Origin of the sequence: Streptomyces sp. CA-251387 (assembly GCF_050936625.1) — a bacterium.
In the GTDB taxonomy this organism is placed as follows: Bacteria; Actinomycetota; Actinomycetes; order Streptomycetales; family Streptomycetaceae; genus Streptomyces.
Genome location: NZ_JBNJMJ010000001.1, coordinates 8,991,548 through 9,016,186, shown reverse-complemented (window position 1 = coordinate 9,016,186; position 24,639 = coordinate 8,991,548). Strand labels below are relative to the sequence as shown.

Below are 24,639 nucleotides of genomic sequence, written 5' to 3'. Positions count from 1 at the left end.
ATGCACAGCGGGGCGGACCGCACGCGAACCGCGCCCTCCGCGCCGACCGCCGAGGCCCGCCGACCGCCCCGCGCGGCGGCCCTCGCCCAGTTCGTGGAGAGCGGCATCGCCGTCCTGCGGCGCAAGCTGAGCGCCGGCGAACTGGGCTCGCTCCCGGTCGTCCTGGTCCTCGCCGCCGTCTGGATCACCTTCCAGTCCCTCAACGCCAGCTTCCTGTCACCGCGGAACCTGTCCAACCTCAGCGTGGACATCGTGGGCACGGGCCTGATCGCGGTCGGCATCGTCTTCGTCCTGCTGATCGGGGAGCTGGACCTGTCGGTCGGCTCCATCAGCGGCCTCGCCGCCGCGGTCTTCGCCGTGCTGAACGTGAACAACGGCGTGCCGGAATGGCTCGCCCTGATCATCGCGGTCCTCGCCGGCACCGTGGCGGGAACCGTCCAGGGCTATTCCGTCGCCAAGACCCGCGTGCCCGCCTTCGTCGTCACCCTGGCGGGGCTGCTGACCTGGAACGGCCTGATGCTGTACATCCTCGGGACCAGCGGCACCGTCAACCTCGACGAGAACGGGCTGGTCGCCAAACTGACCAGCCACTACTTCAGCCACGACGCCGCCGCCTACGGCCTGGCGGCGGTCGGCACGGGCCTGGTCTTCGTCGTGACCTACCAGGACAGGCTGCGGCGCAAGGCCGTGGGCATGCCGCACCGCACGCTCCGGGGCATCATCGTGCGTACGGCAGCCCTCGCGGCGGTCGCCTTCACCGCCGCATACCTGCTGAACCGGTTCCAGGGCCTGCCGCTCGCCCTGCTGATCTTCCTCGTGGTGGTCGCCGGCCTCGACATCATGCTGCGCCGCACCCACTACGGGCGGCAGGTCTACGCCCTCGGCGGCAGCATCGAGGCGGCCCGCCGCGCCAGCCTCAGCGTGATCAAGGTGCAGACCGCGGTGCTCGCCGTCTCCGGCACCATGGCCGCGCTCGGCGGCCTGTTCCTGGCCTCGCGCATCACCTCGGTGAGTCAGGGCGCGGGCTCGGGCCTGCTGCTCCTCAACGCCATCGCGGCGGCCGTCATCGGGGGCACCAGCCTGTTCGGCGGACGCGGCACGACCTGGTCCGCGGTGCTGGGCATGCTGGTCATCCAGTCGATCGCCTCGGGCATGGTCATCACGGACACCCCCACCGCCGTCCAGTTCATGATCACGGGCGGGGTGCTCTTCGCCGCCGTGGTCATCGACGCACTGGCGCGACGCTCGCAGGAGGCCCACGGGCGGGCGTGACCGGGGGCGCCGAGTCTGCGCTCGCGTCGGCGTCCCGAAGTCATCGCGGCCGCCTTTCACTCGGCGCAGCAACCGTCCCCACCTGCGGCCGCTCGGGCGGTGTCGAGCCGGCAGAAGCAGGACGCCTCGACCGGTACGTCCGCCAGCGCGGCGGCGAACCTCAGCTGCTGGGCCACCATCTGCGCCTCCCCGGTCCGGCCCAGGCGCATCAGGCACTCGTGGAGGCCGTGCAGGGACCAGACGTTGCCGGGATGCTGCAAGGCGCGTGGGAGCGAGCCGTCGAGGCCGAGGTCGGCGCGGTAGACCGCCTCGGCCTCCTCGACACGCCCCTGTTCGAGCAGCAGGGCGCCATAGGCGTGCCGGGTGGGCTGCATCCAGCCCCACGGTTCGTCGTAGGGAAGGTTGTCGTCCAGCTCGATGGAGCGTTCCAGGGCGGCGAAGGCGGCGTCGTGGTTGCCCTTGCGGTACTCCAGTTCGCCGTCGAGCATCGCCGAGGCGATCCCGAGGATGTCGGCGCAGGTGTTGTTGAAGAGCATGCGGGTCTCGGGGACCCGGGCGACCGCCTCGTGGAACAGCCGGCGTTCCGCCTCCGCCTCCCGGACGCGACGGGTCGCGGACAGGGCGACGCCGCGGGCGTAGTGCAGCATCGCGGTCGTCACGCAGTACAGCTCCGGATCGGTGGGCAGCGGCAGCTCCAGGATGTCGTCCCAGCGGCCGAAGCGGATCAGGACGTGGACCCGCATGGCGAGGAAGGCCTCGAGCCAGTCGGCCATGGGCGGGCTCGGCACGCGCAGCAGGTCCTCCGGGATGGACGCCTCGAGCTGCGCCGCGGTCTCGAGGGCGACCTGGGACTGGCCGAGGAACATCGCGCCGTAGATCTTGAAGTGGTAGTTGTGCGAGCGGTACAGGGTGTAGAAGTTCATCGCCCCGGCTCGGGCGTGGTACTTCTCGTCCGCCTCGATCGCCCTGGTGTTGTCGGAGACCACCCGCCGGTAGTCGCCGCACAGCACCTCCACGTGCGAGGGCATGTGATGCAGGTGCCCCGCGTCCGGCACGAGGCCGCGCAGGCGGTCCGCGACGGACAGGGCCGCCTCGGGTGTCGGGGACATCTCCATCAGGTGGATGTACATGTGGACCACGCCCAGGTGGCCGCGTCCCGCGTCGGTGGCGAGGGCACGCTCGAGGACGGCCCTGGCCTCCACCGTGCGCGCGCCGTCGGCCGGTTCGCCGCTCCTGAGGTCCCACAGCTGCCAGGGAGTGAGGTTCATCAGGGCGTCGGCGTACAGGGTGGCGATGTCCGGGTCGTCGGGGGCGAGCTCGTAGACCGCGCGCATGCTGTCGGCGTACGGCGCGTTCCAGATCGAGCAGTCCTCCACGGCCTTCGCCTGCGGGTAGCGGGCGCGCAGTGCGGCGATCAGCGCCTGTTCGACGGGAGCGGCGGTCTGCGCCTTCCGGTGCGCCAGCTCCACGGCCGCGTGGGTACGGTCGACGGTGCGGGCCAGATCCTGGTCGTCGAAGAACTCCCAGGGCTTGTTGTAGTTCGGGCCGAGCGCGTAGGCGATGCCCCAGTGGGCCATGGCGCAGTCGGGGTCCGCCGCGGCGGCGGCCTCGAAGCAGGCGACGGCCTCCTCGTGGTGGAAGGCGTACGTCCACGTCAGCCCGCGGTCGAACCAGAGCTGGGCCCGGTCGGAGGACGTGGTCACGGGGCGGGTGTGGGTGCCGAGGTCGTAGTACTCCATGCGTCTGTCTCCTGCCTGTCCTGCGCCCGCCGGTCTGTTCCCGAGTCTTCCCGAGGGCACCCGCCTTGCCGACCGCTGTGCTGCCGTGTCGGGCCGGATGTCCGGAACGCACCCGGTCACGGCGACCGATCCGGGCCGGTGGTGGCGACCGGGTCTCACACCGAGAACGGGAGGGGCTGGCGCACGGTTTCGGCTTCCGGCCCATCCCTGGTCGCCGTGGTGCCGGCGGACGCGTCGGACGCCGGGCCCGCACCCCCCTGGTCAAGCCGCCCCAGGTGCGGGCAAGGTGCGTCGTGGCGCATTCTTGCTGTGTCGCACGCGTGATGGCGTACGGACGAGGTAGGGCCGATGACTGGGAGCGCCGAAGGCGCAGAGCGGACGCCCGGCAGGCTGGCGGCGCTGCTGATCGATGCCTCGGCGGAGGCGATCAGCGCGGCGGGTGGCCACGCGGGCGGGGTCTACCTGCGCTCACGCACGCCCGGGCTGTTGCGGCTGGCCGTGCTGGAGGGGTTGCCGGGGCCGCTGTTCACACCGTGGTGGCGGCTGCACGTGGACCGGCCGTTCCCCGTCGCGGACGCCTATCGGCTCGGCGTCGAGGTGGTGCTGCCGAACGCGACGGAGACCATGCGCCGCTATCCGCAGTTCGCGGCCGGTCTGCCGTTCCAGTTCGGGTCCCTGCACGTCCCCGTCGCGGGTGGCTCGACCGTGTTCGGTGTGCTGAGCGTGCTGCGGCCCTCGGCCTCGGACTCCACCGAGCTGCTGTCCGCGCGCGAACGCATGGCACGGCTGGCCGAGGAGCTGGGGGCGGAGCTGGAGAAGCTCGCTGACGGGGACGCGTCGGTGGTGTCCTGGGAGGGCGGGCCGGTGTGTGTCCGGCCGCCCGCCGGCCGCCCTCCCTCGGGGCGCCTCGGACGGTTCTCCTGGGATCCGGCGACGGGTGCCGTGACGGCGGACGAGCGGCTGAACCTCGTCCTGGGCCGGGCCGCGGGGGAAGCCGACGGCACGGTGGAGGGGTTCGCGCAGGCCCTCGCTCCCGGTGACGCGGAGCCGATCCTGGCGGCGCTGCGCGAGGCGGCCGGGGGCCGGTCACCGGCGCTGCCGCTGTACGCGCACGGCGCGGACGGTGCGCTGCGGCTGGTCGAGGTCTGGGGGCCGTACGACGACCCGGCTCGCTCCGGGGCGGCGACCGTACGGGGTGTCGTCCTCGATCCGGGGCCGAGCACGGTGGCGGACGCGGCGGCCGATCTGCTGCCGGACGGCGTGTTCTGCCTGGACCGGCTGGGTGCGGTCGTCTACGCGAATCCGCGGGCGGCCGCGCTGCTGCGCCGGCCCCGTACCGAGCTGCTGGGCCGGCCGCTGTGGGAGGGCGTGCCGTGGCTGAACCAGCCCGCCGTCGAGGATCATCTGCGCGGGGCGCTGCTGTCTCCGGAACCGGTGCACTTCCATGTCCGAAGACCGTCCACCCATGAGCCGGAGCCCGCTGCCGCCCCCCCGTTCGGGGGCGACTGGCTGGCCCTGTCCGTCTATCCCGGTCCGGACTTCCTGACCTGCACGCTCCGTCCGGGGCATCGGATGGCCGACAGCCCGTCCGGCCTCCCGGACGCGCACGCCTCGCCGGAACCGGTCGGCGCGCCGTCGCTCTCTCCTCTGTACCGCCCCATCGTGCTCGCCATCGCGCTGACGGAGGCGGTCACGGCGCGTCAGGTGTCCGCCGTGGTGATGCGGGAACTGCTGCCCGCGTTCGGCGGCCGCCGGCTGGCCATCTACCTGCTGCAGGAGCGGCATCTGTATCTGGCCTGGGAGACCGGCTTCCCCAAAGGGTTCCTCGCCCCCTTCGAGGGCGTGGGGCTGGATGCCCGGCTGCCCGGCGTCGAGACGCTGACCAGCGGCCGCCCGCTGTTCTTCGACTCGATGCAGCAGCTCGCCGACGCCTACCCGGGCATCGCGCTGGACGCGACGGAGGGCGCCCGCGCCTTCCTGCCCCTGATCGCCTCCGGGCGTTCCGTCGGCTCCTGCATCCTCGGCTTCGACCGGCCGCGCAGCTTCAGCACCGAGGAACGTACGGTGCTGACCGCCATGGCCGGGCTGATCGCGCACGCCATGGAGAAGGCCCGGCGCTACGAGAGCGAGGCCGCGCTGGCCCGGGGCCTGCAGCAGGCACTGCTCCCACGGCGGCTGTCGCAGCATCCGCTGATGGAGACCGCCGGACGCTATCTGCCCGGCACGCAGGGCATGGAGGTGGGCGGCGACTGGTACGACGTGGCCGCCGCCGGGGACGGGATGGCCCTGGTGATCGGCGATGTGCAGGGGCACGGAGTGCAGGCCGCGGCGACCATGGGCCAGCTGCGCACCGCCGTCCGGGCGTTCGCCGTCGGCGACCGGCCGCCCGACGAGGTCATGAGCGGCACCAACCGTCTGCTCATCGACCTCGACTCCGGCCTGTTCGCGAGCTGCTGCTACATCCGGCTGGATCCGGCGACCGGCCTCGCGCAGGCGGCCGTGGCCGGGCACCTGCCGCCGCTGCTGCGCCGCCCGGACGGCCGTACGCAGGTCGTCGACCTGCCCGGCGGTGTGGTGCTCGGCGTGGACCCACAGGCCCGGTATCCGGTGGCGGAGCTGCGGATGGAGCCCGGCTCCGTCCTGGCGCTGTACACCGACGGGCTGGTCGAGCGGCCCGGTACCGACATCGACGACGGCATCAGCGCGTTGCGGGTGGCGCTGGCCCGGGCCGGTGCCCCCGCCGCCCGTGCGGGCGCGCGGTCGCTGGCGGGCGTGGCCGACAGGCTCACCGCGAGGGCCCGGCACACCCCGGACCGCCCCGACGACATCGCCCTGCTGCTCGCCACGCGGCGTGCCGCGCCGCCGCACCGGAAGTGAGGGTGCCCGGGTCGCGCGCGGGAGCCCTGCTCCGGCGGCGCAGCCGTCGTGGTAACCCCGCCGCGGGCACGGGAGTTGCCGAAAGTCGCCGTACCCCTTCTGTGATCGTCGTGTGGGAGAAGGAGCGGGTCCTGTCACGGTCTGTGACGTCTCTCGCCTCCTGAGGCGCGGCAGTGTAGACATGGGCACATGGTCCGACTCGTGGGTCGATCCGGGGCCCGGTCGGCCCGTCGTCCCAGCGGTCTGCGCGCACGGTCTGCGCCAGACCGCTTCCGTGGCGTGTCCGAACGGAGAACACCGTCCGCTGCGCTCGCCGAGCGGCAGCGCAAGGGCCGGCTCTCCAGGCTGCGGTCGGCGGTGGGCGGGCGCAGCGTCGCCGGGCAGGTGTTCCTGCTGCAGGTGGTGATCGTGCTGCTGCTGGTCGTCGCCGCCGTGGTGGCACTCGTGCTGCAGGTGCGGTACGACACCACACAGGAGGCCCGCAACCGTTCGGTGGCCGTCGCCGAGGCGTTCGCCAACGCGCCGGGCACCCGGGAGGCGCTCGACAGCCCGGATCCCACCGCGGTACTGCAACCGCGGGCCGAGGCGGCTCGCGAGGCGACAGGCGTGGACTTCATCGTCGTCATGAACACCGACGGGATCCGCTACACCCACCCCAAGCCGGACCGCATCGGGAAGAAGTTCGTCGGGACGCTCGCGCCCGCCCTGGCGGGGCGCGTGGTGACCGAGGAGATCACCGGCACCATCGGGCCGCTGGTGCAGGCCGTGGTGCCCGTCAAGGACCCCGACGGGCGGGTCGTCGGGCTGGTGTCGGCCGGGGTCACCAAGGCGACCGTGGGCGGTACGGCGGACCGTCAGCTGCCGCTCCTGCTGACCGCCGCCGCGGTGGCGCTCGCCCTGTCCACGGCGGGCACGGCGCTGGTCAGCGGGCGGCTGCTACGGCAGACGCACGGCCTCGGCCCGGACGAGATGACCCGCATGTACGAGCACCACGACGCCGTGCTGCACGCCGTTCGGGAGGGCGTGATCATCGTCGGCGACGAGGGGAGGCTGCTGCTCGCCAACGACGAGGCGCACCGGCTGCTCGACCTGCCCGAGGACGCCGAGGGCCGCCGGGTGCTCGACCTCGGCCTCTCCCCGGACACCGCCGAACTGCTGGACTCCGGCAGGACGGCCACCGACGAGGTGCACCTGGTCAAGGACCGGCTGCTGGCGGTCAACCAGCGCCCCACCCACCTCAGGGGCCGGCCGTCCGGCAGCGTCGCGACGCTCCGCGACTCGACGGAGCTGCGGGCTCTGTCCGGCCGGGCCGAGGAGGCCCGCGAGCGGCTGAACATGCTGTACGACGCCGGGGTGGGCATCGGCACCAGCCTGGACGTCACCCGCACCTCCGAGGAACTGGCGGAGCTGGCGGTGCCGCGGTTCGCGGACTACGCCACGGTCGACCTGTTCGACGCGGTGCTGGCCGGCGGGCATCCGGAGGCGGCGACCCGGCTGCGGCGCACGGCCAGCAGCGGGATACGCAAGGACGCGCCGCTGTATCCGGTGGGCGAGCAGATCCGGTTCGTCGACTCCTCGCCGCAGGGCCGTGCGTTGTACGGCGAGCAGGCCGTCATCGAGCCACGGCTGGGCGAGGCTCCGGGCTGGCGCGCCCAGGATCTGGAGCGGTCGGCGCAGGTCGTGGAGTTCGGCATCCACTCACTGATCGCGGTACCGCTCAGGGCGGGGTCCCTGGTGCTGGGCGTGGTCAGCTTCTGGCGGTCGCAGAAGACGGAACCCTTCGACGCCGACGAGGTCGCGCTCGCCGAGGAACTGGTCGCCCGGGCCGCGGTGTCCATCGACAACGCCCGCCGGTACACCCGTGAGCACAGCATGGCGGTGACCCTGCAGCGCAGCCTGCTGCCCCGCAGCCTGCCGGAGCAGAACGCCCTGGACATCGCCTACCGGTACCTGCCGGCGCAGGCCGGCGTGGGCGGGGACTGGTTCGACGTGCTGCCGCTGTCCGGTGCCCGCGTCGCGCTGGTGGTGGGCGACGTCGTCGGCCACGGGCTGCACGCGGCGGCCACCATGGGCCGGTTGCGTACGGCCGTGCACAACTTCTCCGCCCTGGACCTGCCGCCGGACGAACTGCTCGCGCTCCTCGACGAGCTGGTCGCCCGCATCGACCAGGACGAGGCGCAGGAGGGCGACAGCGCTCCGGTGACCGGCGCGACCTGTCTGTACGCGATCTACGACCCGGTGTCCCGGCGGTGCACCGTCGCCCGCGCCGGCCATCCGCCGCCGGCGCTGATCCGGCCGGACGGCACCGTCGCGTTCCCCGACGTGCCCGCCGGTCCCCCGCTGGGCCTGGGCGGGCTGCCGTTCGAGACGGCCGAGCTGGAGCTGGCGGAGGACAGCCGGCTCGTGCTCTACACGGACGGGCTCGTGGAGGACCGCGAACACGACATCGACGAGGGTCTGGAGCAGCTGCGCGCCGCGCTGGCCCGGGCCGGCCGGACCCCGGAGGAGACCTGCCAGGCCGTCCTGGACGCCCGGCTCCGGGACCGGCCGGGCGACGACATCGCGCTGATCGTGGCCCGCACGCAGGCGCTCGGGCCCGACCAGGTCGCCGAGTGGCAGGTGCCCTCCGACCCGGCGGCCGTCGCCCAGGTGCGCTCCGCCGTGACGCGGACGCTCGAGGGGTGGGGGCTGGAGGAACTGCAGTTCACGACGGAGCTGATCCTCAGTGAGCTGGTCACCAACGCGATCCGGTACGGCGGTGACAACATCCGCGTCCGCATGCTGCGCGACCGCAGCCTGATCTGCGAGGTCTTCGACAGCAGCAGCACCTCGCCGCATCTGCGCTACGCCACCATGACGGACGAGGGCGGCCGCGGCCTGTTCCTGGTCGCGCAGCTCGCCGACCGCTGGGGCACCCGGTACCTGCCCGCGGGCAAGGTGATCTGGGCCGAACAGCCGGTGCCCTGAGGCGACTTTGGGCTGCGGGGTCACCGAGAGCGTCTGCTCATAGATCACGCTTATGAGCTCATAGGCCGGACCCGCGTACCGACTTAGGCTTGCCTTAGTTTAGGCTTCCCGTCGAGTCGATCTATCGCCGCTCGAAGGGAACCTGATCATGCCCCGCCCCCTGCGGGTAGCCATCGTCGGAGCCGGCCCCGCCGGGATCTACGCCGCCGACGCCCTGCTCAAATCCGAGGTGGCCGCCGAACCCGGTGTGTCCATCGACCTCTTCGAGCGCATGCCGGCGCCGTTCGGACTGATCCGTTACGGCGTCGCCCCCGACCACCCCCGCATCAAGGGCATCATCACGGCCCTCCACCAGGTGCTCGACAAGCCGCAGATCCGCCTCTTCGGCAACGTCGACTACCCGAACGACATCAGCCTGGACGACCTGCGGGCGTTCTACGACGCCGTGATCTTCTCGACGGGCGCGATGGCCGACCGCGAGCTGCGCATACCCGGCATCGACCTCGACGGGTCGTACGGCGCCGCCGACTTCGTCTCCTGGTACGACGGCCACCCGGACGTGCCGCGCACCTGGCCGCTCGATGCCGAGAAGGTCGCCGTGCTCGGCGTCGGCAATGTCGCCCTGGACGTGGCCCGCATCCTGGCCAAGACGGCGGACGAGCTGCTGCCGACGGAGATCCCGCCGAACGTCTACGACGGTCTGAAGGCCAACAAGGCGCTGGAGATCCACGTGTTCGGCCGCCGCGGCCCGGCGCAGGCGAAGTTCTCCCCGATGGAGCTGCGCGAGCTGGACCACTCCCCCAACATCGAGGTCATCGTCGACCCCGAGGACATCGACTACGACGAGGGCTCGATCGAGACCCGGCGCGGCAACAAGCAGGCCGACATGGTCGCCAAGACCCTGGAGAACTGGGCGATCCGCGACGTCGGCGACCGGCCGCACAAGCTCTTCCTGCACTTCTTCGAGTCGCCCACCGAGATCCTCGGCGAGGACGGCAAGGTCGTCGGCCTGCGCACCGAGCGCACGGCCCTCGACGGCACCGGCAACGTCAAGGGCACCGGCGAGTTCAAGGACTGGGACGTCACCGCGGTCTACCGCGCGGTCGGCTACCTGTCCGACAAACTCCCCAAGCTGCCCTGGGACATCGAGACCGGCACCGTCCCGGACGAGGGCGGCCGGGTCATCCAGGAGTCCGGCGAGCACCTGCAGTCGACGTACGTCACCGGCTGGATCCGGCGCGGCCCGGTCGGCCTCATCGGCCACACCAAGGGCGACGCGAACGAGACGGTGGCCAACCTGCTTGACGACTTCACCAACGGCCGTCTGCAGACGCCCGGTTCGCCCGAGCCGGAGGCCGTGGAGGCGTTCCTCGCCGAGCGCGAGGTCCGCTTCACCACCTGGGACGGCTGGTACAAGCTGGACGCCGCCGAGAAGGCGCTGGGCGAGCCGCAGGGCCGTGAGCGCGTGAAGATCGTCGAGCGCGAGGACATGCTCCGGGAGAGCGGCGCGTAAGCACACTGGCGAGCACCGAGAGGGCCGGGGATGTCATCCCCGGCCCTCTCCCGTGTCGGCGCGCGCAGGCGGATGGACCGCACATCGCCAGGACCCGTCCGGGCTCGCCCTCGCCCGCCTGAGGCTGGACCGCCTGCTCGCCCTCACTTCCACGTGCGGTCCAGGAAGTCGGCGATCAGCGGGGCGATCTCCGGCAGATGGGTCTCCAGTGCGAAGTGGCCGGTGTCGAGGAGGCGGAGTTCGGCGTCGGGCAGGTCGCGCAGGTAGGAGCGTGCGCCGGCCTCGGTGAAGAAGGGGTCGCCGGTCCCCCAGGTGATGAGGGTGGGCGGGGTGTGCCGGCGCAGCCACGCCTGCCAGTGGGCGTAGCGCTCGACGTTGGAACGGTAGTCGAAGAGCAGTGCCTGCTGAGCCTCCTTGCGGCCCGGCAGGTCGAGGAAGTGCTGGTCGAGGGTCCAGCCGTCCGGGGCGACGAGGTCGGGGCTGGTGACGCCGGTCTCGTACTGGCCGCGGGTGCCGTCGAGAGTGAGCAGGCCCTGGATGGCGTCCTGGGCGCCAGGGGTGTCGGGGGTCAGGCCGATGAGTCCGCGGGCAGAGTCCGACAGGCCCTCCTCGTAGGCGTTGCCGTTCTGCACGACCAGCCCGGCGATCCACTCGGGGTGGCGCTCGGCGATGCGGAGGCCGACGGGGGCGCCGAAGTCGAAGACGTACATCACGAACTTCTCGAGTCCGATGCGCCGGACGAACCCTTCGGTGATGCCGGCGAGTTTGTCGAACGAGTAGGTGAAGCCGTCCGGGACCTGGGTGTGCCCGAAGCCCGGGTAGTCCGGGGCGATCAGCCGGTAGTGCGAGCCCAGCACGTCGATGAGGCTGCGGAACTGGTGGGAACCGGACGGAAAGCCGTGCAGGAGCAGCAGTACTGGGGCGTCGGCCCGGTCAGGGAGGGACTCCCGGTAGAAGACGCGGACGCCGTCGACCTCGACGTGGCGATGGAGAGCGCGGGTGGCTGGCGCAAGCATGCCTAATCCTTTGATCGCCGATTGATGCATTAGGTATAACCGCCGCCGATCTAACGCGTCAAGGCGCCCATATAGCATTAGCTCTATGAGTGATCTCGTACCGCTGACCGGGGAACCGCTGGCGCTGGACCTGGTCAACACCCGTACCTCCGTCGGCGACGCGCTCACGACGCCACGCGACCTGCGGGCCTGGTGGGCCCTGCAGGCCGACCGCCTCCCGGACGAGGTGCCGCAGGAGGTCACCGCGGCTGACCTGACCGCCGTGCGGGCGGTACGGGAGCACATCGCCCGGGCCCTCGACCACCTGCTCCTGGGCGACGAGCCCATGGCCACAGACCTGGAGGCGCTCAACCAGACGCAGCGTGCCGCGCCGGCGATCGACGAACTGGCGTGGGACGGCTCGACGGTGACCGCCACGCGTCGACGCGACGGCTCACCGGGCCGACGCCTGGCCGCCTGCCTCGCGGAGGCCGCCGCCGAACTGCTGGCCGACCCGGCCGTCACCAGGATCCGCAAGTGCGAGGCCGACGACTGCGTGATGCTCTTCCTGCCCACTCATCCGCGCCGCCGCTGGTGCTCGGCCGCCCGCTGCGGCAACCGAATGCGCGTTGCCCGCCACTACCAGCGCCACAAGGCCGGATGACCGGACGAGCCGCCACCGTGCCGCCGGGTGAACGCCAACGCAGCGGAACGCCTCGACGCGATCCTCGCCACGCTGGTCACAGCCTGCCGCGTCCTGGCCGACGAGTTGCGCCCCTTCATCCCCGACGCCGCCGCGCGGATCGCGGGGCAAGTGACTCCCGTCGAGGAGAGTCTGCCGTCCGCGAACCCGCTCTTCCCCCGCCTCCAGGAAGCCGGGCCGCGAGGGGGCCATGCCTGAGACTCGCCCCCGGATGGGCTCGCTGCCGATGCTGACACGGCGGACAGGCATTGTCCGTAGTCCGCGCGGCCTGCGGATGCTGTCCCGTCTACCGGCCTCACTGAGCATGTGAGGAGATGCGCGCTTTCCGCCTATGGCGGGTGAGTCGCCGACGGTACTTTCGACACCCGCCGATCGCCCGGAGCCCGGACGAGTGCGGATGACCCAAGGGGGGACTGTCATGACGACCGCCTTGTACGCCCGGGAGACCCTCGAACTCTCTGACGCAACTCAGCAGCGCCTGCTGCGGTTCGCTCGGCTCCGCGGGCTCGTGTCAGGGGACACTCTCGTCATCGCCGTACACACACTCACCGCCGTTCCGAACTACGTCTTCGACCTCCGCGATCCGGCTGAGCCCTCCTACCTGTTGAACCCCGTGTTGATCGTGGACAGCTGCGACGCTCGGGGGCTCACCGTCGACATGGCTGGTTCACCTGCTGACCGGCCGGCTGAGGCCGGCCACCCCGGGCGCTCGGCACAGGTCTACGCCCGGGTTCTGCGGCAAGCCCTCACGGTTCGGGCCGATGGCGGAGCCGGCAACGCCGGCCTCGACGGCAAACCCGGTGTCGATGAGATCGTCACCATCGAGATCGACGACCGGGGCAAACCGCACCGTGAGTACGAGCCCCCGACGCCAGGGGAACCAGGCGGGACGGGTGCAGCGGGCGGGGCGGGCGGCGTGGCGAGGGTCTTCTGGGCGGACGGCGTACCCGCACAGGTCACGGCGTCCGGGGGCGCCGGGGGTTCGGGGGGCAAGGGCGGAAAGGGAGGCAAGGGAGCCCCCACCGCGCAGGGCCGGCAGCGGCCCGGGGCGCCGGACGGACCCGACGGCCAGCCCGGACCTACCGGCCTTGCGGGCACCGCCCTCGCCGAACAGCTGCCCGCCGACAAGCTCTGGGCAAAAGCCCGTGAAGAGCGGGGCAATGACCTGCTCACCGCGGCAAGCCAGTGGGTCCGTACCGCGGCGTTCCGTTACCGGCAGGTCCGCGGAACTCCCACCTCGGCCGAGGCGGACACGATCCTCGAACTCCTGCAGCTGGCCGCGGCCGCCGATCCCCTGCGCACGGATGCACCCGCCCTCAAGGCCCAGTTCCTCAACGGCGACAACTTTCTGGGCCTCGCCCGCAATCTCGATGTCGTCGCCGACTTCGAACGCTTCCGGGCGCGACTCGAATCCGACCGCCCCTGGATCGAAGGACTGTTCACCGACGCCAAGGCGCTGCTGACCGCGACCAGCGCTGCCGGGCTCACCGAAGCTCAACTGCAGGTGCAACTGGCAACCCTGGACTTCACCATGAGGATCCTGGAGGCGTCGCAAGCCGATGCACAATTCGCCCTGACGGTCGCAACGGCAGAGCAGAAGGCGGCCGAGGCACGATGGTCCGCGGCGCTCCAAGAGGCCCGGGATCGCAAGGCCGAGTTGGAAGAGCCCATCGACTGGGGCGGGGTCGTCGTGGTGGGCCTGTTCGCGCTCGTTGGGCTGATCGCCAGCGCATACCTGGGCGAGCACGCGGGCAAGATCATCGGCTCGATACCCGACCTGATGACGCTCGGCAACGTCAACTTCAGTGGCTCCGAAGCCGAGACGAAGGTCCTCAAGGAGGCCATCACGGCCGGAGGAGAGCTCTCGAAAATCCGTGCGTCAGGGGCGAAGGACGCAGCAGGCCACCAGAAGAACGGGCAGATCGACATCGACGCCTGGGCGGCCAAGGGTGTTCCCGTGCTCATCAGCTTCGCGAAGTTCGTCAAGGACATCGACGAGGCAACCGGCGACGCGGAACTCAAACAACTGGTCAAGGACCTGGCCCTGCGCCTGCAGGAGTCGCTTGCGGCGAAGGCCCGGGTGGCGTCGGCCCAGCGCCAGCTGGAGATCGCCACCCTGCGCACACAAGGCGTGATGCAGCAGCGCGCATCCTACGCACAGCTGCACGCTCAAGCCCGGTCCGATGCCAAACTTCTGCGCGAGACGGCGTTGTCGCTGTTGTCCGCGGTGCGCCACTACGGCGACATCTTCCTCGACTGCCAGGTCCGCGCAGCGCGCGCCGTCGAAATCTACACGCGCGCGGACCAGTCGGCGGCGCTGCGTCTGGACCGCTGGCACGTGCACCCCGACACCGAGCTCGACTTCGAGCAGAACCTCATCGACCCCGCCGAATACCAGAGCCGGCTCCTGGCCACCACCACCGAACTGACCGTCGTCGCGCTGGCGGCCGCCTTCGACGCCTACGACCTGTCGGGCTTCAAGGACGACGTGCACTACGTCACCATCGATGACCCGGCTCAACTGGCCGCCTTCCGTCAGCAACTGGCCGTCGCCGTCGTGGTCGACAACCGCGATCTGGCCGGAACCCGCTGGGAGGCGAAGACCATAGCGGCGTCCGTGACCCTCTTCGGCGTGACCGCGGCGACACCGACCTTCCCCGTCGTGGTGACCCACGGTCCGCGGTGCACCGAGCGTCTCGAGAACGGCACCGAAGTCACCCAGTATCTGCAGCCGCAGAGCACATTCGTACAGGTGGCGGTACGGGACGAAACCGCCGCCGGAGCAGCGGCGCCGCCCACCGGTAACCGGCCGACGGAGTTCTGGCGCCGCAGCGTCGCCACGGAATGGCTGCTGTCCATCGAACCGGGCGTTGCCCAGGCACGCCAGGTCGATCTCAGCGGCCTCACCAAGATCCGACTGGCTCTCTCTTACATGGCGAAGACTCCACGGCCCTGAGAGATCGCCCGTCACCAGGCCGGCCGCCGCTCCCGGCCGGCCGCCGTTCCCGGGCGGCGCACGTGGTCAGTGGTCGGTCACGAGCAGCCGGTAACCGACATCCATGGTGTCGAGCGTGCGCAGCTCGGCATAACGCCTGTGCCAGCGGCCGGTCTTCAGGTCGTCCGCGAGCCGGGTCAGCCCCGGCGTGAGCGCGTCGTCCCCGGTCTGGGCCAGCATGGAGATCCCGGCGCGCACGTACGGGTCGAGGTACGCGTGCGGACGGCGCCAGTATGCGGCTCCGAAGCCGTCGGCGCAGTCGTGGGGGACGTGGACCGGTTCCTGGCGTCCGCCGCCGAGCAGGTCGATCAGCTGGTCCGTGGGAACAGCGCGGGTGTCGTCGTACGCGGCTGCCTCGGGGAGGTAGTCGCGTACGAGCCAGAACCGCTCGCGGAAGATGTGCTGGTCCCACGTCAGGACGACGATACGGCGGCGGGCAACCCTGCGCAGTTCTCCGATTCCGGCCCTCAAGTCGGCCCAGTGGTGGACGGTCAGCAAGGCCATGACGGCATCGGCGGCGTTGTCGCGCAGCGGGAGATGTTCCGCGACGGCCGCCACCGCTGGGGCCGCTCCCGGCGAACGCTGGGTGATCATGACCAGGCTGGGTTCGACCGCGAGGACCGTCTGCGGTGGTTCGTACGAGCCGCTGCCCGCTCCGACGTTGACCACGTGTTCGGCGTCCCCGAGGGCGGCATGGATCTGCGCGGCGATCCGCGGATCAGGCCGTCGGGTCCGGGCATACGTCACACCGAGCGCGTCATAGGTGGCCACGGCAGCAAGTATGCGAGGCAGGCGCGGTCACAACCTCGCTGTCCGGAGAAATCCGCGATGCGAGCGGTGGCGGGGAGCGGTGATCGCCGCCTGGCGTCCCCGGGTGTTCTCACTTCTGGAGGCTCCTTTCCTCACCCGGCTGCGCGATGCGCGGCGGGTCCTCGTCGCCGGTGCGGGCGGCGGTTTCGACGTGTACGCCGGTGTCCCGCTCGCCCTCGCGCAGCGGCTCGGCCGACAGGGACTGCCGGACACGGTGTACGCGTTCCCACTCACCGGCGTCCGGCCGCTCAGGGCCGCCTACCATGCGCTTCTGGCGCATCTGGGCGGCGTGGACGCCATCGTGCTGGTCGACGGCGGGACCGGCATCCTGATGCGCGGTGACGAGAACGGCCTGGGCACACCGGAGGAGGACATGGCCGGCCTCGCCGCCGTGGCCGGGCTCGACGAGGTTCCCGTGCGGCTGGTGGCGTGTCTCGGCTTCGGGGTGGACGCCTGTCACGGAGTCAGCCAATCCCTGGTGCTGGAGAACCTCGCCGCGCTGGACCGCGAGGGCGGCTACCTCGGCGTCTTCTCGCTGCCGCGCGACAGCCGCGAGGGGCGCCTCTGTCTCGACGCGGTGGAGCACGCCCAGCGAAGCATGCCGGACCACCCGAGCATCGTGCAGGGTTCCGTCGCCGCAGCCGTACGGGGCGAATTCGGCGACGTACGGTTCACCGAGCGAGCGTCGACGCGCCCGCCCTCGCCCGGCGCAATCTCTGTCTCGACCGGCTCGAGAACAGCGCGCTCATGCGCCGGATCAGCTCCGTCATCGCGGAGTTCCGCGACGAGCTGACCCATCAGCGGCCACCGCGGGCCTACCGCCACTGACCCGTCCGCGTCTCACATTTCGGTGAAGTCGCCCCAGCACGCGCATGCGATGCCTACACTCCTGATCTTCACAGAAGCTCCACACAGGGGGGATGTTTCTCCATGCGCATACGCCATTTCGCCACAACCGCCGTCGCTGTCGGCGCGCTCGCCGCACTGTCCGCCGTACCGGCCCAGGCCACCGAGTACTCGTCCGCGCTGAAGATCAAGGGCATCCAGTACGACGCCCCCGGCCGCGACTCCAACAGCTGCTCCACCGGCAACACCGACGAGGAATACCTGACGATCAAGAACTACTCGTCGAGCACGACCGTGAACCTCAAGGGTTACGTCGTGAGGGACGCCAGCAGCACCAACAAATTCGTCTTCACCGCGAACCACTATCTGCAGCCCGGGGACTACGTGAAGCTCCGGGGCGGCCACGGCACCGACTCCGACAGCGGGAACGTCGTGTACCGCGACAACTGCAACTTCATGTGGAACAACGACAAGGACACCATCAAGCTTTACAAGCCCTCGGGCGCCGGCGCCGACCTGCACTCGTACACCAAGAGCGGCAGCGACCCGGACGGGAACGGCTACATCACGTACCACGGCTGACCGTTCGCAGGCCGCGCGTGAGCAGGACCCGCCCCAATGCGGATGGTGGGCGGGTCCTGCTCACCGAGTCATTGTCATGACCGGACGTGGTCCGGGCCACGAGTGAGCGGCAGTTGAGCTGTGCGGAGCGTGCACACCCCGTGTGCGGACCCCCGCCTGATCGGCATCCACCTGCGGCGACGATACTGGTACGCGCACGTGCCCCCGGCCACAGATGGACTCATGCCCAGCTCCCCCAGCGCCCGCCCCACGACCCCGCCCTCGGTGTGGTTGGCCCGTGGCCGCCACCTCGGCCCCGCTGCGGAAGACGTACTCCGGCTCAGTCTGCGGCAGCTCAAGGACAGCGGGGTCATCGACGACTTCCTGGACGACTCGCCGGAGGCGCCCGAGGCAGAGGGCGCCCGGCAGCAGATCTTCGAGGCCCGGTGGCGGGTCGCCGGGTCGGTGACCGTGCGGGCCCGGCTGACCGTCGAGCCGGGCTCCGACGACGGGCAGGAGTGGGTGCTGGCCGCGGAGGCGGAGGCCCCGTGGGACCCGCGGTGGCCCTCGCCGGCCGCGATGTTCTGGCCCGAGGAGCCGGACGCGGCCTGGGACCATGAGGCGGTCACGGACCTGCGCCTGCGGGACATCAACCCGCTCCCGTCGGACGACAAGGCCGTACGGCGCGTGTTGCGGGACGCCGCCCGCGACGGCTGGAGCATCCATGTCGTCGTCCACGAGGCCATGACCCCGGACCGGCGCGGCCGCGTTCCCCTGGCCGGGATGCTGCCGCCGAGCCTGCGGCACCGCGTGGTCGAGCACCGGGCCGCGCCGAGTCAGCTGCGCGTCGTGAACTGGGCCCTGCGGGACTTCGACGTGCAGGTGCCGCGCGGAGGAGCCGTGGTGCTGCCCGGGACTCCCGTGCCGTCGGACTACGACGTGGACGACTTCGCCGTCCGCACCGTCTTCCTCGACGGCTCGGAGCCGGCCGAGCTCATCCATGCCGTGACGCGCTTCGCCGCGCTGCGGCGACCGCTGCCGGACGGCGGCGAGGAGGCCGTCACCGCCCTGCGGGAGGACTGGCGGCTGCTGACGCTGGAGGAGGAGCTCGCCCGTGAGCGCAAGCTCGTGGCGATGTACGCCGAGGCGCTCGAGGCGATGACGAAGTCCCGCGACCTGTACCGGGAGGCGGCCGAGCAGGCGCACGCGGCGCTGGCCGCCTATCGGGAGTCCGCCGACACCGTGAGCGGGGCGTCGCCCCGGCCACCGGCGGACCCGCCGGCGTCCCCCCTTCAGCAGCTGACCCGGACCTTCGAGCGCCTCAAGAGCTCCGCCCGGTCCCGCAAGCCCGCCTCCGAGGCGGACGGCGCGGGGGAAGGCAGCGCCGTCGAGGAGCAGCCGGAGTCGTCGGACCGCTAGCGGGGGCGGAAGAAGCACGGGAACCGCCTGTGGGCTCGTGCGCCGGGGTGCGTACGGCGGCTGCGAAGGACTCGTACAGGGCGCGTACTGCGTCGAGTGGGTTCCGTCCAGTGCAGGTGTGGACGGTTGACGCACCTGCCCAGGCAGGTGGCCGGGCCGATTGCGCGTCTTCCGTCCTGACGGGTGACGGGATGCCTCTGGTGACCGCCGTCATGCAATGCGTTCGCCGCAAGAGGGAATCCGACCAGCAGTGCGTGTGGTGCGCACCCCCGCAGAAGGAGGGTCCGTGGAGTCGACCACCACACTGATCGTCACCGCCGTGGCCCTCGCGGCCGTCCTGCTCGCCGTGGCCGTCTGGGTGCTTGTGCGGCTCGTGCGCACACGGCGCATGATGCAGCGCGCCGGGCTGCCGACCGGGCCGCACTGGGTGTTCTGGGGCGCTCTGCTGTACTTCGTGCTGCCGGCCGATCTGGTGCCCGATCCGGTGTATCTGGACGACATCGGCGTGCTCCTGCTGGCACTGCGTACCCTGCGCCGTTCCCCCGAGACCGGACCGCCCGACGCCGTCGATTACAGAAAGTAAGGAAACCAACCACGCGTTCGATTCGTTTAAGTAAGTGGAAACCAAAGGGCGTCGACGGACCGAGGGGCGGCGCCGGGTGACCAGGCTCGTTCGGAGCAGCACCTGTGAGGGAGAGACGATGCAACCGTTCGCGCTCAACTATGCACGGCCGGCAGCGGAGTTGGAGGCCACCGCTCCGTACGTCTATGACTCCGGTCTGCAGTTGAACGTGCTGCGTGACGGGCGGATAGCCGCTTGTGATCTTGCGCTGTTGCGGGAGCTGGGGACCACGACATCCACGGCGGGCTCGAAGACTCACTTCGACGACTGAACACAGGCCGACGTCGATGACCGTCTTGATTCTGACCAGCGAAGTGGATGTGACGGCGGACATGGTGGTCGTGCACCTGAACGCCTCCGGCGTCCCGGTGGTCCGGCTCGACCCCGCCGACCTGACCGGTGGGGTCGCCCTGTCGGGCGAGTATGTGCACGGTGCCTTCCGCGGTCATCTGTCGGCCGCGGGACGGCTGGTGAGCATCGGCGGGCTGCGGTCCGTCTGGATGCGCAGGCCCGGGACCCCCGCCGCCCGGGCGGCCGCGCCGTCGGCCTGGCTGGCGGAGGAGGCCGGGCAGGCGCTCTACGGCATGCTGCGCGGCTGTGACGCCCGCTGGATGAACCACCCCGACGCGGCCCGCCGGGCCCGTTACAAGCCCTGGCAGTTGCGGCTGGCCCAGCGCTGCGGTCTGCCCGTGCCGGCCACGTTGATCACGACGTTCCCGCAGGCCGCCCGAGAGTTCGCCGAGCGGTACCCCGATCTGGTGGTCAAGCCGGTGTCCGGCGCGCATCCGCAGGATCCGCCCCGGGCGGTGCCGACCAGCAGGGTGGCCCCGGACGCGGACTTCTCAGCGGTCGCGTTCGGTCCCACCCTTCTGCAACGGCGCGTCGCCAAACGGGCCGACATCCGTCTCACCGCGGTGGGCGAGCGGCTGCTGGCCGCCCGCAGGACCGCCGAAGCCGACGCCGAGGTGGACGTCCGCTTCGACGGATCCGGGGCGCCGTGGCGTCCCGTCGAGGTCGCGCCCCGCGTCGCCGCGGCCGTCCGCGCCTATCTGCGGGAGGCCGAACTCGCCTACGGTGCCTTCGACTTCGTCGAGGACGCGGACGGGACCTGGTGGTTCCTGGAGTGCAACCAGTCGGGGCAGTTCGGATTCATCGAGGTCGATACGGGGCAGCCGATCGCCCGCACCATCGCCGAGTGGCTCGCCCTGCCCGCTTCCGGGCAGGAGTCGCATGTCAACGGGGCGAGCGCGAAGGTCGTCTGAGCGGGCTCAGCGCTGCGGGGGGCCGGGCGGCAGGGCGCTGCGCTGCCATGTCGGGGGCGGGGTCGTGGGACGTCCGGTGGGAAGTCCGGGAGCGGGCGCGTGGCCGCCGGACAGCAGCGGCTGCATGGCGAACTCCACTTCCCTGCTGACGCGTTCGGCCTCCCTGCGCACCTGGGTGGGGATGTCGCCGCGCTCCGCGATGAGCCGGTCGTAAATGGGGGAATCCTGGAACACCCGTCAACGCGCCTTTCCTGTCGTGGCCCTGTGTGCATATGGGCACGGCTGTCGAGTCTAGGCGCCGACGCACACTGAAGTACGAATTCTGCCAGAGCGCTTGACGGCACTTGACGGCAGACGACCACGGACTGCCGCCCCGCCGTGTGCCCGTGGGCCCCTCCCCCGGTTCAGGCGCCCGTCGTCGAGCCCGGCCGGACGATCATCAGGACGGTGACGGTGGTCCACAGAAGGTTGAAGATGCCTGTGAACATGGCGAGTTGCACCGTGGCCGAGCGTTCGACGGACTTCTCGGCGTTCAGTTGGTCGAGGAGTTCCTCCTGGCGGGGCAGGACGAAGGCGACCAGGATTCCGGCGGCCGCGGCGGTCAGTGCGATGGACGCGATGAGCCAGCCGCTGCCCAGGACGTCCATCGCCAGGGCGGTGGCCAGACCGAAGACGGGCACCGACACTCCGATGCCCGCGTAGACGCGGCAGATGCGGTGCAGGAGCCGGACGGTGCCCACCGCCACCGCAGCGTCCGCCGCGGGGACGCGGCGCGCCGCCGGCGGGAACATGCTGGCCGCGACGGTGACGGGACCGACGGCGACGATGGCGGCCAGGACGTGAAGAGTGAGCAGGATCTTGGTCATCTGGGGGTGTCGGTCTCCGTGTCGGCGCGGCGATCAAGGGCCCCGGCTCGCTTGCCCGGGGCGGCCCGGCCCACGTTAGGGATCTCCCAGCTGATCGCCCAGAGGCTGAAATGACAGCTTCCAACGGATTCTCGCCAACAGTGTGCGCAGTGCTCTGCAGCACCTCACTCCTGAGACCTGGGCTTCTGGGAGTGGCGGGAATCCGCCTAAGGTGGCGCTCATGCACACCGTCGCGATCCTGGTCCTCGACAACGTGGTGCCGTTCGACATGGCGACGCCCTTCCAGATGTTCGGCTGGACGCGGCTGCCGGACGGCCGCCGGCCTTACCGAGTCCGGCTGTGCGCCGAGTCGTCGGAGGTGCCGACGGAGGGCTTCGCCCTGCGGATCGACCGGGGGCTCGACGCGCTGGCGGACGCGGACACGGTCATCGTGCCGGGCTGCGACGAGACCGGGCCGCCCTCTCCCCGCGTGGTGGCGGCCCTTCAGGAGGCGGCGCAGGCCGGCACACGGATCGCGTCAGTGTGCGTGGGCGCCTTCGTCCTGGCCGAGGCCGGACTGCTGGACGGGCTGCGCGCCACCACCCACTGGATGGCCACCGACGAACTGGCCCGGCGCTTCCCGCGCATCGACGTGCAGCCGGATGTGCTGTACGTCGACAACGGCCAGATCCTCACCTCCGCCGGAGCCGCCGCGGGACTGGACATGTGCCTGCACATGATCCGGCGGGACCTGGGGTCGGCCGTCGCCGCGCACACCGCGCGCATGTCCGTCGTACCCCTGGAACGGGAGGGCGGGCAGGCGCAGTTCATCGTGCACGAGCACCCGCCGGTGCCGCGCGGCTCGGCGCTCGAACCCCTCCTGGAGTGGATCGAGGACAACCTGGCCCGGGAGATCACCCTGGCGGAGATGGCGCAGCACTCGGGCATGAGCGAGCGCACCCTCAGCCGCCGCTTCCGTGAGCAGACCGGCACGACTCCGCTGCAGTGGCTGCTGCGGACACGTGTGCGGCGTGCCCAGTATCTGCTGGAGAACAGCGACCACCCGATCGAACGGATCGCGCGCCAGGCGGGGTTCGGCTCGCCGACGGCGTTCCGTGACCGTTTCCGCCGGGTGGTCGGCACCACGCCGTACGCCTACCGCTCGGCGTTCCGGGGGCAGACCGCGGTCCTCGCCCAGGACAGGCCCTAGTCATTACCGGTGGAGGGCCGCCGTCAGTCACGGTGGAATAAATCACCCGAGTCCCCACGGGCAGTCAGCAGTTGGACAAGGTGTGTCGATCCTCCCGAAGGACGGTGTACACCCATGAATCACTACAGTCGCCTCCTCTGCGCCCTCTACGTCGCCACGAGCGCGGGCCTCGCCTGGACCTCGGTTCTCGAGGTCCGGTACGGCCCCGCGTGGGCCGCGTGTCTGTTCGCCGCCGCCAGTCTCGTTCCGATCATCGCCGTCGTACGGGAGACCGTGATCGGCGAACAGCGGCGGTGGCTCCTGGAGTTGGTCGCACAGGCAGGGCGCGGTGGCGATGCCGCCGAGGCGATCGTCCGGGCGGAGCTCGACTCGGCCTGCTGCGAGCGCTGGTGGACGAGCCTCGGCAGCCAGCACGACGTGACCTGCCGACACGGGATGCCGCGCAGCAGCAGCGCCGCGTGAACACCCATGAGGTCGCTGTCATCAAGGCCGGGTGACCACGCACCGCGGAAGGCGAGGGCCGACGTACGGCCCGTACCTTCCGCGTGCGCAGCCCCGGCGGACGCCGCCGCGTCAGGCGACCTGCCCGCTGTGCAGGGCGGCATACGCCCCGTTCCGGCGCAGGAGTTCCTCGTGTGTGCCGATCTCCTGGATCCGGCCGTCTCCCATCACCACGATCCGGTCCGCGCCCCGCACGGTGGACAGGCGGTGCGCCACCACGAAGGTGGTCCGACCGTGCAGCAGCCGGGCGAGCGCCTGCTGGACGAGCGCCTCCGACCGGGTGTCCAGGGCCGAGGTCGCCTCGTCGAGGACCAGCACTCTCGGGTCCCGGATCAGGGCCCGGGCGATGGCCAGGCGCTGCCGCTGCCCACCGGACAGCCGTGCGCCGCGCTCGCCGACCAGGGTGTCCAGGCCCTGCGGCAGCCGGTCGACGAACTCCAGCGCGTTCGCGTCGCGCAGCGCCGATTCTCGAAAGAGTTTCAGACTGCGTCCAGCTCCGCGATCTCCCCGGCGCTGAGCACGAGGTCGGTCGCGGCGAGCGAGTCCAGGATCGTCTCCGGCCGGCTCGCGCCAGGGATCGGCACGACGACCGGCGACTTGGCGAGCATCCACGCCAGGCACACCCGCTGCGGGCTCACCCCGTGGGCCTCGGCGACCCGGGCGAACGGGGCGTAGGCGGAGCCCAGTTCACGTGCCCGGGAGATGCCGCCGAGCGGACTCCAGGGCAGGAACGCGATGCCGAGGTCGTCGCACAGGCGCAGCTCCGGCTCGCTGGAGCGGAACGCCGGGGAGAACTGGTTCTGCACGGAGACCAGCCGGCCGCCGAGGATCTCGTTCGCCTGCCTGATCTGGTCGGGGTTCGCGTTGGAGATCCCGGCCATGCGGATCTTGCCCTCGTCGAGCAGGTCGCGTACGGCGCCGACCGACTCGGCGTAGGGCACGCGCGGGTCGGGGCGGTGGAACTGGTAGAGCCCGATGGCCTCCACGCCGAGCCGGCGCAGGGACGCCTCGCATGCCTCCTTGAGGTGCCGGGGACTGCCGTCCAGCGTCCAGCTGCCGTCGCCGGGGCGCAGATGGCCGCCCTTGGTGGCGACCAGGACGTCCTTGCCCCGGTCGTGGGAGGCGAGGGCCTTGGCGATCAGGGTCTCGTTGTGACCGACCTCGTCCGCGTCCCGGTGGTAGGCGTCCGCGGTGTCGATCAAGGTCACGCCGGCGTCGAGCGCGGCGTGGAGCGTGGCGAGAGAGCGTGCCTCGTCCGGGCGCCCCTCGATCGACATGGGCATCGCGCCCAGACCGATCGCGCTGACCTCGACGTCACCGATGCGGCGGGTGTGCATGGGCTCGTGACCTCTTTCCGGCTGTCTCTCGGGAAACGTGCAGGGAACGGCACTTCGTGCCGGACGTACACCAGCGTGGCTGTACGGCCGCTGGAGGTCCAATAGAAGAAAGAGAACGCATTCAGCGACGGCACCACTGAATCTCCGGTGCTGAGACGGGCCACC

20 protein-coding genes and 2 pseudogenes are annotated in these 24,639 nt (G+C 71.1%); 15 read left to right on the top strand and 7 right to left on the bottom strand.

Annotation, left to right across the window (positions count from 1 at the left end; translation table 11 throughout):
• On the top strand, positions 1–1,272 hold the full coding sequence (locus ACQEV2_RS40210; RefSeq protein ID WP_433053479.1) for a sugar ABC transporter permease: 1,272 nt from the start codon (positions 1–3) through the stop codon (positions 1,270–1,272).
• A gap of 56 nt (positions 1,273–1,328) precedes the next feature.
• Here the strand turns inward: ACQEV2_RS40210 and ACQEV2_RS40205 are convergent, their stop codons facing one another.
• A complete protein-coding gene (locus ACQEV2_RS40205) occupies positions 1,329–3,011 on the bottom strand; it encodes a tetratricopeptide repeat protein (RefSeq protein ID WP_433053476.1) in 1,683 nt (560 codons plus the stop codon).
• A 348-nt stretch (positions 3,012–3,359) separates the two neighbouring features.
• On the opposite strand from ACQEV2_RS40205, the gene ACQEV2_RS40200 reads away from it, so the two are divergent.
• The 3 genes from ACQEV2_RS40200 to ACQEV2_RS40190 all read left to right on the top strand — a co-directional run bounded on the left by ACQEV2_RS40200 (position 3,360) and on the right by ACQEV2_RS40190 (position 10,368).
• Positions 3,360–5,888 (top strand): SpoIIE family protein phosphatase, encoded by a 2,529-nt coding sequence (locus ACQEV2_RS40200; protein WP_433053473.1) that lies wholly within the window; start codon positions 3,360–3,362, stop codon positions 5,886–5,888.
• Between the two features lie 189 nt (positions 5,889–6,077).
• Entirely contained in the window at positions 6,078–8,855 is a 2,778-nt protein-coding gene (locus tag ACQEV2_RS40195) for a SpoIIE family protein phosphatase (RefSeq protein WP_433053470.1), read from the top strand.
• A 148-nt stretch (positions 8,856–9,003) separates the two neighbouring features.
• The gene (locus tag ACQEV2_RS40190; RefSeq protein ID WP_433053467.1) at positions 9,004–10,368 is read left to right on the top strand and encodes an FAD-dependent oxidoreductase; all 1,365 of its coding nucleotides are present in this window, start codon (positions 9,004–9,006) and stop codon (positions 10,366–10,368) included.
• Between the two features lie 143 nt (positions 10,369–10,511).
• Here the strand turns inward: ACQEV2_RS40190 and ACQEV2_RS40185 are convergent, their stop codons facing one another.
• Complete coding sequence (locus ACQEV2_RS40185) at positions 10,512–11,384, bottom strand: alpha/beta fold hydrolase (protein WP_433053464.1); 873 nt, start codon at positions 11,382–11,384, stop codon at positions 10,512–10,514.
• Positions 11,385–11,469: 85 nt separating this feature from the next.
• Between ACQEV2_RS40185 and ACQEV2_RS40180 the strand changes: the two genes are divergently transcribed.
• The 3 genes from ACQEV2_RS40180 (at position 11,470) to ACQEV2_RS40170 (ending at position 15,022) form a co-directional block, all read left to right on the top strand.
• Positions 11,470–12,027, top strand: a complete 558-nt coding sequence (locus tag ACQEV2_RS40180) for a CGNR zinc finger domain-containing protein (protein ID WP_433053461.1) — start codon at positions 11,470–11,472, stop codon at positions 12,025–12,027.
• Positions 12,028–12,054: 27 nt separating this feature from the next.
• Positions 12,055–12,264, top strand: coding sequence for a hypothetical protein (locus ACQEV2_RS40175; RefSeq protein WP_433053458.1), 210 nt, complete (start codon positions 12,055–12,057; stop codon positions 12,262–12,264).
• Between the two features lie 415 nt (positions 12,265–12,679).
• Positions 12,680–15,022 carry a hypothetical protein gene (locus ACQEV2_RS40170; RefSeq protein WP_433053456.1) on the top strand — a complete coding sequence of 781 codons (2,343 nt, stop codon included), beginning with the start codon at positions 12,680–12,682 and terminating at the stop codon, positions 15,020–15,022.
• 66 nt (positions 15,023–15,088) lie between these two features.
• On the opposite strand, the gene ACQEV2_RS40165 is transcribed toward ACQEV2_RS40170, so the two are convergent.
• Entirely contained in the window at positions 15,089–15,832 is a 744-nt protein-coding gene (locus ACQEV2_RS40165; RefSeq protein ID WP_433053453.1) for a methyltransferase domain-containing protein, read from the bottom strand.
• Between the two features lie 103 nt (positions 15,833–15,935).
• Here ACQEV2_RS40165 and ACQEV2_RS40160 point away from each other — a divergent pair.
• The 6 genes and pseudogenes from ACQEV2_RS40160 (at position 15,936) to tgmB (ending at position 20,581) form a co-directional block, all read left to right on the top strand.
• A pseudogene (locus ACQEV2_RS40160) lies at positions 15,936–16,699 on the top strand (DUF1152 domain-containing protein).
• Between the two features lie 102 nt (positions 16,700–16,801).
• Entirely contained in the window at positions 16,802–17,299 is a 498-nt protein-coding gene (locus tag ACQEV2_RS40155; RefSeq protein ID WP_433053450.1) for a lamin tail domain-containing protein, read from the top strand.
• A gap of 222 nt (positions 17,300–17,521) precedes the next feature.
• Entirely contained in the window at positions 17,522–18,697 is a 1,176-nt protein-coding gene (locus ACQEV2_RS40150) for a hypothetical protein (RefSeq protein ID WP_433053447.1), read from the top strand.
• A gap of 286 nt (positions 18,698–18,983) precedes the next feature.
• Complete coding sequence (locus tag ACQEV2_RS40145; protein WP_433053444.1) at positions 18,984–19,280, top strand: DUF1232 domain-containing protein; 297 nt, start codon at positions 18,984–18,986, stop codon at positions 19,278–19,280.
• A 118-nt stretch (positions 19,281–19,398) separates the two neighbouring features.
• On the top strand, positions 19,399–19,590 hold the full coding sequence (gene tgmA / locus ACQEV2_RS40140; RefSeq protein WP_433053441.1) for a putative ATP-grasp-modified RiPP: 192 nt from the start codon (positions 19,399–19,401) through the stop codon (positions 19,588–19,590).
• 16 nt (positions 19,591–19,606) lie between these two features.
• The gene (gene tgmB, locus ACQEV2_RS40135) at positions 19,607–20,581 is read left to right on the top strand and encodes an ATP-grasp ribosomal peptide maturase (RefSeq protein WP_433053438.1); all 975 of its coding nucleotides are present in this window, start codon (positions 19,607–19,609) and stop codon (positions 20,579–20,581) included.
• A 6-nt stretch (positions 20,582–20,587) separates the two neighbouring features.
• Here tgmB and ACQEV2_RS40130 read toward each other — a convergent pair whose 3' ends face one another.
• Together ACQEV2_RS40130 and ACQEV2_RS40125 are read right to left on the bottom strand one after the other, a co-directional pair.
• Positions 20,588–20,815: a hypothetical protein gene (locus ACQEV2_RS40130; RefSeq protein ID WP_433053436.1), complete on the bottom strand. Its 228-nt coding sequence runs from the start codon at positions 20,813–20,815 to the stop codon at positions 20,588–20,590.
• A 170-nt stretch (positions 20,816–20,985) separates the two neighbouring features.
• Entirely contained in the window at positions 20,986–21,447 is a 462-nt protein-coding gene (locus tag ACQEV2_RS40125; protein ID WP_433053433.1) for a DUF2269 family protein, read from the bottom strand.
• A gap of 220 nt (positions 21,448–21,667) precedes the next feature.
• Between ACQEV2_RS40125 and ACQEV2_RS40120 the strand changes: the two genes are divergently transcribed.
• Both ACQEV2_RS40120 and ACQEV2_RS40115 read left to right on the top strand, forming a co-directional pair.
• Complete coding sequence (locus tag ACQEV2_RS40120; RefSeq protein ID WP_433053430.1) at positions 21,668–22,636, top strand: GlxA family transcriptional regulator; 969 nt, start codon at positions 21,668–21,670, stop codon at positions 22,634–22,636.
• A 114-nt stretch (positions 22,637–22,750) separates the two neighbouring features.
• The gene (locus ACQEV2_RS40115; RefSeq protein ID WP_433053427.1) at positions 22,751–23,098 is read left to right on the top strand and encodes a hypothetical protein; all 348 of its coding nucleotides are present in this window, start codon (positions 22,751–22,753) and stop codon (positions 23,096–23,098) included.
• Between the two features lie 111 nt (positions 23,099–23,209).
• On the opposite strand, the pseudogene ACQEV2_RS40110 reads toward ACQEV2_RS40115, so the two are convergent.
• Positions 23,210–23,602: pseudogene (locus ACQEV2_RS40110) on the bottom strand (ATP-binding cassette domain-containing protein); the annotation flags it as partial.
• 14 nt (positions 23,603–23,616) lie between these two features.
• Positions 23,617–24,474 carry an aldo/keto reductase gene (locus ACQEV2_RS40105; RefSeq protein ID WP_433053424.1) on the bottom strand — a complete coding sequence of 286 codons (858 nt, stop codon included), beginning with the start codon at positions 24,472–24,474 and terminating at the stop codon, positions 23,617–23,619.
• Positions 24,475–24,639: the final 165 nt, after the last annotated feature.